At 68.3% G+C, this 12,107-nt stretch carries 11 protein-coding genes and 1 pseudogene; 5 read left to right on the forward strand and 7 right to left on the reverse strand.

Annotated features, from left to right (window positions below; all coding sequences use genetic code 11):
- A partial coding sequence (locus ACIRC0_RS38185) for a winged helix-turn-helix domain-containing protein (protein WP_403626267.1) occupies positions 1-443 on the reverse strand: 443 nt, incomplete at its 3' end.
- A gap of 154 nt (positions 444-597) precedes the next feature.
- Between ACIRC0_RS38185 and ACIRC0_RS38190 the strand changes: the two genes are divergently transcribed.
- Positions 598-1,083: a hypothetical protein gene (locus ACIRC0_RS38190; RefSeq protein WP_403626270.1), complete on the forward strand. Its 486-nt coding sequence runs from the start codon at positions 598-600 to the stop codon at positions 1,081-1,083.
- A gap of 216 nt (positions 1,084-1,299) precedes the next feature.
- On the opposite strand, the pseudogene ACIRC0_RS38195 reads toward ACIRC0_RS38190, so the two are convergent.
- Positions 1,300-1,491: pseudogene (locus ACIRC0_RS38195) on the reverse strand (IS5/IS1182 family transposase); the annotation flags it as partial.
- A 22-nt stretch (positions 1,492-1,513) separates the two neighbouring features.
- On the opposite strand from ACIRC0_RS38195, the gene ACIRC0_RS38200 reads away from it, so the two are divergent.
- Positions 1,514-3,154, forward strand: coding sequence for a tyrosine-type recombinase/integrase (locus ACIRC0_RS38200; protein ID WP_403626273.1), 1,641 nt, complete (start codon positions 1,514-1,516; stop codon positions 3,152-3,154).
- 9 nt (positions 3,155-3,163) lie between these two features.
- On the opposite strand, the gene ACIRC0_RS38205 is transcribed toward ACIRC0_RS38200, so the two are convergent.
- Positions 3,164-4,033, reverse strand: coding sequence for a GNAT family N-acetyltransferase (locus ACIRC0_RS38205; protein ID WP_403626276.1), 870 nt, complete (start codon positions 4,031-4,033; stop codon positions 3,164-3,166).
- A gap of 153 nt (positions 4,034-4,186) precedes the next feature.
- Positions 4,187-4,999, reverse strand: coding sequence for a DUF6192 family protein (locus tag ACIRC0_RS38210; protein ID WP_403626279.1), 813 nt, complete (start codon positions 4,997-4,999; stop codon positions 4,187-4,189).
- Between the two features lie 667 nt (positions 5,000-5,666).
- Between ACIRC0_RS38210 and ACIRC0_RS38215 the strand changes: the two genes are divergently transcribed.
- The 3 genes from ACIRC0_RS38215 to ACIRC0_RS38225 all read left to right on the forward strand — a co-directional run bounded on the left by ACIRC0_RS38215 (position 5,667) and on the right by ACIRC0_RS38225 (position 9,022).
- Positions 5,667-7,142 carry an NF041680 family putative transposase gene (locus ACIRC0_RS38215; RefSeq protein WP_403626282.1) on the forward strand — a complete coding sequence of 492 codons (1,476 nt, stop codon included), beginning with the start codon at positions 5,667-5,669 and terminating at the stop codon, positions 7,140-7,142.
- A 31-nt stretch (positions 7,143-7,173) separates the two neighbouring features.
- Positions 7,174-7,440 carry a hypothetical protein gene (locus ACIRC0_RS38220; protein WP_403626285.1) on the forward strand — a complete coding sequence of 89 codons (267 nt, stop codon included), beginning with the start codon at positions 7,174-7,176 and terminating at the stop codon, positions 7,438-7,440.
- A gap of 136 nt (positions 7,441-7,576) precedes the next feature.
- Complete coding sequence (locus tag ACIRC0_RS38225) at positions 7,577-9,022, forward strand: NF041680 family putative transposase (RefSeq protein WP_403626288.1); 1,446 nt, start codon at positions 7,577-7,579, stop codon at positions 9,020-9,022.
- Between the two features lie 60 nt (positions 9,023-9,082).
- Here the strand turns inward: ACIRC0_RS38225 and ACIRC0_RS38230 are convergent, their stop codons facing one another.
- The 3 genes from ACIRC0_RS38230 to ACIRC0_RS38240 form a co-directional block, all read right to left on the reverse strand.
- Positions 9,083-9,355 (reverse strand): hypothetical protein, encoded by a 273-nt coding sequence (locus ACIRC0_RS38230; protein WP_403626290.1) that lies wholly within the window; start codon positions 9,353-9,355, stop codon positions 9,083-9,085.
- Between the two features lie 157 nt (positions 9,356-9,512).
- Positions 9,513-10,022: a hypothetical protein gene (locus ACIRC0_RS38235; protein ID WP_403626292.1), complete on the reverse strand. Its 510-nt coding sequence runs from the start codon at positions 10,020-10,022 to the stop codon at positions 9,513-9,515.
- A 254-nt stretch (positions 10,023-10,276) separates the two neighbouring features.
- Entirely contained in the window at positions 10,277-11,728 is a 1,452-nt protein-coding gene (locus tag ACIRC0_RS38240) for an amino acid permease (RefSeq protein ID WP_403626294.1), read from the reverse strand.
- Between the last annotated feature and the right edge of the window lie 379 nt (positions 11,729-12,107).

The raw sequence follows: 12,107 nt of genomic DNA on the forward strand, positions 1-12,107 counted from the left end.
TCCTCGTCCCGTTCGGCAGCCCGTCGCACCGGCACCTGCACCGTCCAGCCCATCTGGCGCAGGATGCGCCAGGTCTGCGCCAGGCTGAAGCGCACGTGGAAGCGCCGGGCGATCACCGTGGCCACCCGGGCCAGTGTCCAGCGCTGGTCCTCCGTCCAGCCGTGTACGGCCGGCCCCTTCTCCAGCTCCGCCGCCAGCCAGGCCCGCCACTCCGGCTTCATCCGTGACGGACGCCCGGACGCCCCCTTGGACCGCAGGGCCTCCAACCCGCCGTCCCGCCAGCGGGCATGCCAGGCATAGGCGGACTTCCGGGAGACCCGCAACCGCCGTGCGACCTGCGGCGGCGTCACCCCTTGCGCGAATAAGTCGGCGGCCTCGAACCGCACTTGCTCCCGTCGGGCCCGCTGCTCCGCGGTGAGGCCACCCCCATCGGGATACCGCATCCCCCAGGGATACACCCACCAGCGAGATCACCGTCACCCTAGGCCGAAAACCTCAGTAGTCGGATACGACCAACACGGCTCGTCCGCGCGGCTGTACGTTTCACCTTCGGCGCGTGTTGACCGCGTCGAACCACTTCTGTGAAGGGTGATCCAGATGAACAGCCCTACCCACCCCCTTGCCCCAAGCAGCGCCGGTGGCGCCGCGCCGGCCTTCCGGCTGGGGGTGGTGCAGACCGCCGCGCCACTGCTGGGCGGCGGTCTTGTGGGCACCGTGCTGGCGTACGTGCTCGTGGCAGCCACTGGTGGGCGCATGACGGCGGGGGAGCTGTGGACGTGGGTCTCGGCAGCCATGCTCGCGAGCGTGGTAGTTCCAGTCCTGTCCCCTCACTACCGTGTCGAGCTCAGCGACGACTTCCTCGTCCTCCGCGGGGGCAGGCGCCGCGATATCGCGTGGCGGGACATCATCGACCTGGAGGTCCGGAAGACCGCTGGGGTCCGGACGGTGGTCGTGCACGTGTCGGATGGACGTCGGATACCGCTGCGCGCGCCAATGTCCCTTCTGGACCGCCGCTTCGACGACAAGGCCCAGGTCCTCATGGACTGGTGGACCGCACGCCGGGTTGGCCCCGACCGCGTGTAGTGGCCGCATCGGGGCGGAATACCCCTGTGCCCCGACCGAAGCGATCCAGCGTGACTGGCCGCCGCGAGACTGACAGGCATCGACGGCGGGTGGGAGAGTGTGCTCAGGACCGCGATGTCGGGTCGGTGCGGGCCAAGGTGATGACCCTGGCCTTGAGAACGATCAGTCGCGGTCGGCTTCGCGGGATGTCGGCTGGCCGTTTCTGCGGGAGCTTCGGCGGGTGATTCGCCTGGTCATGAGCGTGATAGCAGCCCAGGTGATCAGCGACTCGGAGTGCTGGATGAGCCGTTCGTAGTCCCGCGCATGCCGACGGGCGTGCATGCTCCAGGCCAGGGACCGCTCGACCACCCAGCGGCGGGGAAGGATGACGAACCCGACAGCGTCCTTCGGCCGACTGACGGTCTTGAGGTACTGCATCCAGTGCCGACCGGTGCGCGATGTGCTGGTCCGCTACCTGGAGGAACGCCGCCCGAGCCTCGACTACACCTCGCTTCAGCACCTGGCGAGCCGGCTGGTGGGCGCTTTCTGGGCCGACATCGAGAAACACCACCCGGGCATCGACACTCTGGACCTGCCCACGGAGGTTGCCGAGGCATGGAAGGAACGGATCAGATTCATCACCCGGGAGGGCAAGGAACCCATTCCCCGCCAGACCCGGACCGCTGTGCTGACCGGAGTCCGTGCCTTCTACCTGGACATCCAGCAGTGGGCTCTGGAGGACCCGAGCTGGGCGGCCTGGGCGTTCCCCAGCCCGGTCCGCAAGGCCGACACCGGCGGGTTCACCAAGGTCAAGAAGAAGGTCCGGGCCAAGATGCACCAGCGGGTACGCGAACGGCTGCCCCGGCTCCCCGAACTGGTGGACACCACCGAAGCCCATCACAGCACGCAGAAGAGACTGCTGGCCACAGCCCAGGCCACCGACGTCGGAGAGATCTTCGACCACGAAGGTCGGCGTTATCGCCGCCTCAGCCGCCGGGAGGACCGAACCAAGACGCGCTTTCAGTACCGGCCGGAGATGGTGCTGATCGAGGACATGGTCACGGCGGAGCAGTTCGACGTCACCCGTGACGAGGACGAGGCGTTCTGGGCCTGGGCCATCATCGAGACGCTCCGGCACACCGGCGTGCGGCTGGAGGAGCTGCTGGAGATCACGCACCTCGCTCTGGTGTCCTATCAGCTCCCCGACACCGGTGAGATCGTGCCCCTGCTGCAGATCATCCCGTCGAAGGGAAACGAGGAGCGGCTCCTGCTCGTCGGCCCTGAGCTTGCCAGCGTCCTCGCCACCGTGATCACCCGGCTCCGCGGGGACAACGCCGGCACGATCCCTCTCGTCGCGCGCTACGACTACCACGAGCTGGTCACCGGACCGCCGCTGCCGCACCTCTTCCAGCGCCGAATCGGCTGGAAACACGACGTCATCAGCACGAACACGCTCTACCAGTTGCTCAACGACACCCTGGCCCGAGCCGCCCTCACCGATCAGACGGGCGAGCCCCTGCACTTCACGCCGCACGACTTCCGCAGGAACTTCGCGACCGAGGCCGTCGCCGGCGGACTGCCCGTCCATATCGCCGCCCGTTTGCTCGGCCATACCAGTACGAGCACCACGGAGGCGTACCTGGCCGTCTTCCAGGAGGACCTGATCCGCTCCTACCGGGCCTTCCTCGACCAGCGGCGAGCGGCACGGCCCGCAGAGGAATACCGCGAACCCACGACGGACGAATGGCGCGAGTTCCAGGAACACTTCCACACCCGCAAGCTGGAGCTCGGCGACTGCGCACGGCCCTACGGAACCCCGTGCCAGCACGAGCACTCGTGCCTGCGCTGCCCGATGCTACGGGTTTCCCCCAGGCAGCGGCCCCGGTTGATCGAGATCATTCGCAACCTCGCCGAACGCATCGCAGAAGCGCAGACGAACGGCTGGCTGGGCGAAGTCCAAGGACTCCAAGTCAGCCTCACCAAGGCCAATGAGAAGCTCACCGCCCTCGACCGCAGTCTGGAACGAGCTCGCGGCAACGGCATGAGCGGTCCCACAGACCTCGGCATGCCCGTGATCCCGGGGCGACGGTGACGCCCCATCTCACAGATCTTTTCGGAAGACCGTGGAGCTGTGCCGGACTGCCATCCCGGCGCGCAGGTACAGGTTCAACGCGCCAGTGTCTGAGTGCGTCCCCAGGGTGCAGGTCCGCCGCCCCTGCTGATAGTAGGCGCGGAATGCGTTGAGGAGCAGGAGGCGGGCGATGCCCCGGTTGCGGTGGTCGCGGCGCACGGCGACCTGCTCGATGTAACCATCGTCGGTGTCCGGGAGGTCCAGCGAGAGCACAGCGCCCACCAGTTGCCCGTCGGCGAACGCCAGCGCTGACATCGCGGGTGCGAAGGTGGGGCGTTCGACAGTGTGCCGGGCCCACTCCTGGTAGCTCTTGCGCCGTTGCTGCCATTCGTCGAAGGCGTCCTCGACGAGCTGGTGTGCGTCGTGCTCGTCGCCGACCCGGAACGATCGAACCGTGATGCCCGCAGGCGGCTCGGGCACGGCTGGCTCCTCCGTCATGAGGAACTCCAGCAGCCACTCGGTCACCATCGGCTCGTATTCGCGCGAGCGCAGCAGCGCGACAGCGTTCGTGTTGCTGTCCGGAATGGTCTGGACGATGCGTGCACTGCCCGCCTGCCTGGCCCGGGCCTCGGCCCAGGTTAGGAGCGCACTGCCCAGGCCACGGCCCCGGTGCTTGGGGTGGACGTCCACCTCACAGCGCCGATTCACCCAGGCCCGAGCGACCAACTGCCCTGCCCGGTCATGGATCAGTCGGGTGTCCAACTCCGGGACCAGGCCAGGTCTTGCAAAGTCGGCGGCGATGCGGCCGAGATCGGTCTGCCCCCGCCCGAAGAGCTCGCGCTCGCAGGCCGCGACCAGGCGATGGATATCACCGGTGTCGTCAGCGGTGACCGGCCGCACCCGGTATCCCGGCGGCAGCCCTGGCACGAGATCTGACAATGGAGGACACTCCCGAGGCGGCGGTGTTACAGGCACAGCACCGCGACAGTGTTCCGCCCAGCCCCAGGCGTGATCAACCGATTAACCCGTTCACGCTGCGGATCGCCCCGGGGTTCATGCCGTCAGCTCGTAGTCCGGATAATCGTCCGACATCGCGCGGAAGGCGACGTCCGGACGCCGGAGCAGGCCGGTGGTCACTTCGGCGGCGACGTGCTCGTCGCGGGTCAGTTCCTCGACGACCTTCACCTTGTCCGCCTTGGCGACCCGGGCGACGACCTCGGGGCGGCGCAGGAAGTCCGGGGCGACGGCGGCCGCGACCTGGTCCTCGCGGGTCAGTTCCTCCACCACCCGGACCTTGTCCTCGTCCTTGACCTGCGCGACGACCGTCGGCCTGCGCAGCAGGTCGCCGGTGACCTGGGCTGCGACCTCCTCGTCCTGGGCGAGGGTGTGAATCGCGCTGACCTTCTCCTGCGGAGTGACGGGCTTGGCGACCTGACGGCCCGTCCGGCGTTTCGCCTCGTCCGGAGTCCACCGGGACTTGCCCTCGGGCGGGGTCAGGATCGTGGCCCACCGCTCCTCGTCGTCGGTGATACCCGCGAGGATGTTGTGGACGGTGAAGGACACCCCCGGCACCCGGCGGCCCTTCGGCCACTTCGCGGCGGTCCACCGTGCCTGCTTCACCGCCGAGTACGACAGTCCGATGTCCTCGGACAGACGGAACAGCGAGTCCTTGACCGTGAACAATTCGTCGGCCGGCGAGGCACCTCCGTACTCGCGCATCGGCTCGACCTCGAGGGCATAGTCGCCGATCGTGAACTGGACGCGGCTGGCCGTCTCAACCAGTTTCCGCAGCTCAGCCACGATCTCCGCATACCGGCTCTCGGTGACACTGCCGACCTTGCCGGTCGCCTGGATCTCTTCGGGCATGGCATTCACCACCCACAGCGGGACCGGGGCACGGCGCCGCGGCCGTGACAAGACCCGGCCCGCTTCCTGGGCTGAGAGTCAGACCGAAAATGCGATGATCACAACAAACGACCACAAGTGACTGATATCTGACTACATTTGCGATTCGGATGCGTTCGCGATGCGGTCACTGTGACCGTTCGCCAAACGTTTCCTTTCGGGCCCTCCAGGCCCTCATGACGCACCGTCGCGAGCAGTAGACGGCGTTCGAACGACGGTCCACCCCGGCCACCCAAGTGGCCCCGCACTCGGGGCACTCAGCTCGGCCAACCCCGCTCAACTCAGCGGCCACCCGCTTACGCAACCGGCGGTCCCGGCGCCACTGCCTGGAACGACAGGCCGCAGAGCAGTACATGGCATCCGGCCGTGCTTCCGGCCTCAGCCGTTCACCACAGCCTTCGCACACCCGCTCCCGGGCCTGCCCGGCGTCCTCGGACACCACGCCAGCCTAGGGCCCAAAGCTACTCAAATCTGGGGATCAAAAACAGGCACTGAGCTTGTCTTTTAACGTCCGGTGTCGAACGCGGCTCGAACTTGATCAGCGTTTTCGCAGTTCGACGGACGTGTAGGCGGCCTTCGTCTGATCCTGTGCTCCGTCACAGAGTGGATCAGCGCGAAGGCCGTGGTCGTGAGTTTGCTGCATCAAGGCGTCCTGCGGGATGCGTTCGCGGAGGTGTCACACTTCCGGTCGGAGCTGTACGCGTGTCTGACCGTGCGGGGCGACGCGTTATTCGAGTTATGCGACGCGCTGCTGTGCACGGACGGGCCGGTGCGGACGCTGGTTGATCTCGCGCTCGCGCCCGAGTACCGCCGTGGGCACGGGGCTCTGTACGGCGGACTCAACCAGGGCCGGATCGACGTCGCCCGACTGCGTCGTGCCCTGGTCGGGGTGCCGTTGCCGAGGGCGGCGGACGGTCGGCTCGTGCTGGCGGTGGATGTCTCGCCGTGGCTGCGGCCGGACGCCAACACGTGTGCTGACCGGGCCTTTTGCCACACCTTCGGTCGGGGTGAGGGCAAGCACCAAATGGTGCCCGGCTGGCCGTACTCGGTGGTGGCCGCACTGGAGACCGGCCGTACGTCCTGGACGGCGGTACTGGACGCGGTGCGCCTGGAGCCCGGCGCCGACGTGGCTGCGGTGACCACGATGCAGATCCGCGAGGTCGTCGAGAGGCTGGTCGCCGCCGGTCAGTGGCGGCCGGGTGATCCGGAGGTGCTGGTCGTTCTGGACGCGGGATACGACGCTCCGCGCATCGCCCACCTGCTGGGTGACCTGCCCGTCGAGATTCTCGGTCGGCTCCGTTCAGATCGGGTGATGCGGCGTCCGACACCCTCCCGCGAAGAGTTCAGCCTGGCCAACCCCAAGGGCGGCCGGCCGCCCAAGCACGGCGGTGAGTTCGTCTTCGGCAACCCCACAAGCTGGGGTACCGAGCAGGCCGTGACGATCACGGACACCCGGCTCTATGGGAGGGCGACCGTGCAGGCGTGGGATCGGCTGCACCCGCGGCTGACCCGCCGAGCTGCATGGCTCGACCACGACGGGCCCCTGCCCATCATCGAGGGAACTGTCATCCGCCTGGTCGTGGAGAAGCTGCCCAGCGGCGGGGTGAACAAGCCCGTCTGGCTGTGGTGGTCAGGCACTGCCGCCACCGTGGACGACGTGGACCCCTGCTGGCAGTCATTCCTTCGCCGCTTCGACCTGGAACACACCTTCCGCCTGTTCAAGCAGACACTCGGGTGGACAAAACCCCGGCTTCGCAGCTCGGAGGCGTCCGACCGGTGGACCTGGCTGGTGATCGCCGCTTATGCCCAGCTCCGACTTGCCCGACCACTGGCCACAGACCTCCGGCGGCCCTGGGAGAAGCCGGCCCCGCCGAACAAGCTGACACCCGCCCGCGTCCGCAGAGGATTCAGGAACCTGCGCACGAAGACCGGCTCCCCAGCCAGTGCACCGAAACCGTCCAAGCCCGGTCCTGGCCGACCACCTGGTTCGAAGAACCGTCACCCGGCCACCCGGCATGATGTGGGACGCGTCCTGGCCACCGGCGAAGCCTACAGCCGCCCCGCCCACCACAAGGTCGGCACCAAACCCCGCAGGGCAGGCTGACAAGCGGCATAGGCGTCAGCACACTGAACGCATGCGGTATGAGGAGAAAACGAAGCTCACCATCGCGAGAGCACTGATCCTGGTGGCCATCCTCATCTCCTCACCGGTGCTGCTGATCGCCGGAGCGCCGATCCGCCACCGGTACCACCGCTACATCTACCGGGACGAGGCCCCACCGATCCTGGACAAGAAGCAAGGCCGGATCAGTATCCACTGGTTCGTGGTCACCAACCCTCTTCTCGAATGGCTCTGCTGGCCCACAGAGTCACTTGCCCGTCTCGTCTCACGCCGAGGTTAAAAGACAAGCTGAGCTGTCGTTTAACCTCGCAGGTCACCGACCTGCTGAACTGCGGTTCTTCCCGAGACAACGGAGACGGCCGTTCTCCACGCTTCGAGGTGTCGAGTCACGAAGCACGAGAGAACGGCCGCTGCCTATGAGTCTCCCCGTCGACGCGCCCGCAGGCCAAGCATTGGCTCTCCTGTCCCGCTTTCGGGTTGAGTTCTACGAATGCCTCTACGCCCGCTCGGACGCACTCTTCGAGCTCACCGACGCGGTGCTGTGCGCGGATGGGCCGGTGAAGACCCTGGTCGAGCTGTCGCTCGCGGTCGAGCACCGGCGTGGGCACGGCGCCCTGTACGCCGCGCTGGACCGGGGCTGGCTGGAGCCGACGCGGTTGCGCCGCACGCTGGCCGGCTTGCCGCTGCCGAAGGCGGCCGACGGGCGGATCGTGCTGGCCGTGGACGTGAGCAACTGGCTCCGTCCCAATGCCCCGACCAGCGACGATCGGCTGTTCTGCCACGTCTACGGGCGGGGTGACCGCAAGACGGATCAGTTCGTGCCGGGCTGGCCGTACTCCTTCGTCGCCGCACTGGAGCCCGGCCGCACCTCCTGGGTCGCGTTGCTGGACGCCGTGCGCCTGGGGCCCGCCGACGACGCAACGCTGGTCACCGCGGCCCAACTGCGTGATGTCGTCGAGCGGTTGACGCAAGCTGGGCACTGGCGGCCGTGCGACCTGGAGGTCCTGATCGTGATGGACGCCGGCTACGACGTCGCCTACCTCTCCCACGCCCTGGCCGACCTGCCGGTCGTGCTGGTCGGGCGCCTGCGCTCGGACCGCGTCATGCTCCGCGACGCAGGCCCCGCACGTTCCGGCCCGAAGGGCGGGCGGCCCCGCCGGCACGGCGGCGTCCTCACCTTCGCCAAGCCCGACAGCTGGCACCAGCCCGACGTCACCACCAGCACGGACACCACCCGCTACGGGAAGGCCAAGGCGATGGCCTGGGACCGGATGCACCCCAGACTCACCCACCGCGGCCCATGGCTGGACCACGCCGAGGAAGCACTGCCCGTCCTGCACGGCACGTTGGTGCGGCTGCAGGTCGAGCGCCTGCCGGGCGATCGCGACCCGAAGCCGGTCTGGCTGTGGTGCTCAGCCACCGCCACGACGCCGGTGGACGTGGACCGTTGGTGGCAGTCGTTCCTCCGCAGATTCGATCTTGAGCACACCTTCAGGCTCCTGAAGCAGACGCTCGGCTGGACGGCCCCGAAGGTCCGCCACGCCGACAGCGCCGATCTGTGGACCTGGCTCATCATCGCCGTCCACACCCAGCTCCGCCTCGCCCGCCCCCTCGCCGAGGACCTGCGCCGTCCCTGGGAGCGACCCGCCGAGCCCCGCCGCCTCACTCCTGCCCGCGTCCGCCGGGGGTTTCGCAACGTCCGCGCGACGGCGGCCCGTCCGGCGGCCGCACCGAAACCGTCCAAGCCGGGCCCGGGACGGCCTCCCGGCTCGAAGAACAAGCACCGCGCCAAGCGCCACGACGTCGGCAAGACGGTCAAACGCGCCGAGTCGATCAAGGAGCATCAAACCCGCCGAGGATAAAAGCCAAGCTGAGGCGCACGCCCCCCTGTAACCCGCACCGTCAAAGATCGCCGGATGGGGTCACTGGCCGGCTTCGGCCCGGCTCCGCGCACGTTGGAAAGCGATCAACGGGTCTCCTTCGAACCGCCAGGGCCAGATGGTGACCACACCGCCGATGGCCCGGAAGACGGGAAGGGCCTCGCGGTCGCGCCCCGCAGACGTCAGCGCATAGGCGAGCGTATTGAGGTCGGCAAGCGCAGCTGCGTGGTTGAGGAACGAGGGCTGTGTCCAGTGCCGCGAGGCACGGTCGAGCGTCTGTGCAACATGTATATGTGTCCAGTAGTTGCGCGCCATGAGACCCTCCACTCCTCCCCGGGTCCGGATCGATTGATAGTGCAGCCCGTCGCCGCGCAGGGCGCATTCACCGGCATGCGCGCACGGAGGGAGTCGACGAACTCAAGTACCTGGAGTCGCGAACCGGCCTCATCCGGAGTCAGGTAGCGCATCATGCTCAGGTAGGCCTCGCGGTTCCAGCGGTCGCGCAGGAGTACCTCGTTCCAAACGCGGAAAGTGTCGGCTGCGCGGTGGGCTCCAGGCGGGACATCCCCAGCAGGACGATCCACGGGGTGGGGTCCAGTGGGGCGAGCTCCGCGGCGCGCAGACAGTTCGTCCTCGCTCTGGAGACGCCTTCCGCATTCCCCGTTGCACGCGCGCGGAAGAGCTCGGACCATGCGTGCAGAACAAGGGCGGTGGCGTTCCCCGGCTCCCGCTCGGCCCACTTGGACGGCACCGGCGTATCCGCCAGGAAGCGCGCCAGGACCTCCAGACGGAAGGTGTGGCGGTCCCAGTCCTGGGAGTGGTGCTTCAGGAAGTCGGCGACGTGCACCACGCGCAGATCCGTACTCGCGATCGCGCCCGATCGCATCGTGGTACGCAGCGACTTGAGAAGCTTCCCGAGGTGCGCGTCGTCAAGCTCCAGCATGATGTGGGAGGTCTTGCGACGAGCCGACAAGAATGTCATGCGGGGCAACCTAGGAGAGTTGGGGCTCGGGCAAGGCCTGCTCGGTGAGGCGCACTTGGACTTGGGGCCTCGTGAGCTGCAGCAGTGCTTGACGAGGATTGCACAGCTCCGTCCACGGGGGCGGCTCCCGGTCGCCGTCGCCTGCGGTGTCTGGTGCGAGCGGCGGCCTCCGCAAGGAGGCGGCGGCGATGCGGGGGAAGCGCACCACCGCCGCCGGTCGAGGGAGGGCTCCCGCTCGGATGGGCCTTCCGCCCCTAGGACGGGGTGACGGCGTCGTGCGACCGGTTGCGGCCCAGGCGGTCGCGGACCAGCGCGAAGACGACCACACCCGCGGCCACCAGGGTGGACAGGACCACCTGGTCGCGGCCGCCGCCCTCGGCGGTGTCGGTGAGCATGTAGCCCAGCACGAAGGTGATCATCGCGATGGTGACCCAGGTCAGGTAGGGGTAGAGCCACATCCTGACGACCAACTTCTCCGGCGACTCCCGCTGCAGGGTCTTGCGCATCCGCAGCTGGGAGAAGCAGATCACCAGCCAGACGAACAGGGCGATCGCGCCGGAGGAGTTCAGCAGGAACTGGAAGACCGTGTCCGGCCACAGGTAGTTGAAGGCGACGGCGACGAAGCCGAAGACCACCGAGGCCAGAATGGCCGCCTGCGGGACCCCGCGCCCGGTGGTACGGGCGAAGGCAGCCGGGGCATCGCTGCGAAGGCCCAGCGAGAACGCCATCCGCGAGGCGGTGTACAGGCCGGAGTTGAGGCAGGACAGCACGGAGGTGAGCACGATGGCGTTCATGATCTCGCCGGCGTGCGGGATGCCGATGGAGTTCAGTGCGGCGACGTAACTGCCGTCCTTGAGGATCGCCGGGTCGTCCCAGCGCAGCAGTGACACCACGACCAGGATCGAGCCCAGGTAGAACACCGCGATCCGCCAGATCACGCTGTTGGTGGCCTTGGTGACGGCGGCCCGCGGGTCGGCGGTCTCGCCGGCGGCCAGGGTGACGATCTCGCTGCCCATGAAGGAGAAGACCACCATCAGGATGCCGGTGAGGATCGCGCCGGGGCCGTTGGGCAGGAATCCGCCGTGCGCGGTCAGGTTGGAGAACCCGGACGCCGGGTGGTCCGAGCCGGGCAGCAGGCCGAAGATCGCCAGTCCGCCGATCACGATGAACGCGGCGATGGCGACGACCTTGATGCCGGCGAACCAGAACTCGAACTCGCCGTAGGAGCTGACCGAGGCGAGGTTGGTGGCGGTGAGGACGAGCATGACGATCAGGGCCCAACCCCACTGCGGGACCGCCGGGATCCACCCGGCCAGGATCTTCGCGCCGGCGGTGGCCTCGACCGCGAGCACCACGACCCAGAAGAACCAGTACAGCCAGCCGATGGTGAAGCCGGCCCAGCGGCCCAGCGCACGGTCGGCGTAGGCGGAGAACGAGCCGGAGGTGGGGTTGGCCGCGGCCATCTCGCCGAGCATCCGCATGACCAGGACGACGAGGGCGCCGACGAGCAGGTAGGAGATCAGGATGCCGGGACCGGCGGCGGCGATGCCGGAGCCCGAGCCGACGAACAGGCCGGCCCCGATGACACCGCCGATCGCGATCATCGACAGATGGCGGTTCTTCAGCCCGGCCTGCAGGCCGGACCCTTCCGAGGCGTTTTCGTTGGTGGTCGCGGGATCGGTGGCAAGAGGAGGCGGTGTTGTCATCTCGACTTCCAGGGAGCAAGTGGGGACGAGGGACGGTTCGTGCGGGATCGAGCGGGTGGCCGCGTGGATTCCGCGGGCGGTGTGTGTGAAGGTGCCGGGCCGGAGGAGGGGTGGCGATCACGGTCGCGGGACGGGCATGGTGGACCGCGGCCTCCGGGCCCGGTGCCTGCTGGACCGGTCGGGCCGGTGGCGCTCAGGAAAATAGTTCAGGACGATCGAATAAAACAAGGGGTCCGTTCACGCGCCCTGCTGCATCCGTGCGCCGCCCGCCGCGAGGCACCCACGCCCCGCACGTGCCGCGGGCGCCTCGCCGGCGACGCCCCGCAGAGGCGGGAACGCCCTGCTCAGGCCTACGACGGCCCGCCCGTCGCCCTCACCC

The organism is Streptomyces sp. NPDC093984, from assembly GCF_044764595.1.
In the GTDB taxonomy this organism is placed as follows: domain Bacteria; phylum Actinomycetota; class Actinomycetes; order Streptomycetales; family Streptomycetaceae; genus Streptomyces; species Streptomyces cynarae.

Coding starts and splice junctions, on each gene's coding strand:
- ACIRC0_RS38235 (WP_403626292.1), bottom strand. CDS start 10,022: ATGACATTCTTGTCGGCTCGTCGCAAGACCTCCCACATCATGCTGGAG.
- ACIRC0_RS38240 (WP_403626294.1), bottom strand. CDS start 11,728: ATGACAACACCGCCTCCTCTTGCCACCGATCCCGCGACCACCAACGAA.
- ACIRC0_RS38210 (WP_403626279.1), bottom strand. CDS start 4,999: ATGCCCGAAGAGATCCAGGCGACCGGCAAGGTCGGCAGTGTCACCGAG.
- ACIRC0_RS38220 (WP_403626285.1), top strand. CDS start 7,174: ATGCGGTATGAGGAGAAAACGAAGCTCACCATCGCGAGAGCACTGATC.
- ACIRC0_RS38190 (WP_403626270.1), top strand. CDS start 598: ATGAACAGCCCTACCCACCCCCTTGCCCCAAGCAGCGCCGGTGGCGCC.
- ACIRC0_RS38230 (WP_403626290.1), bottom strand. CDS start 9,355: ATGGCGCGCAACTACTGGACACATATACATGTTGCACAGACGCTCGAC.
- ACIRC0_RS38225 (WP_403626288.1), top strand. CDS start 7,577: ATGAGTCTCCCCGTCGACGCGCCCGCAGGCCAAGCATTGGCTCTCCTG.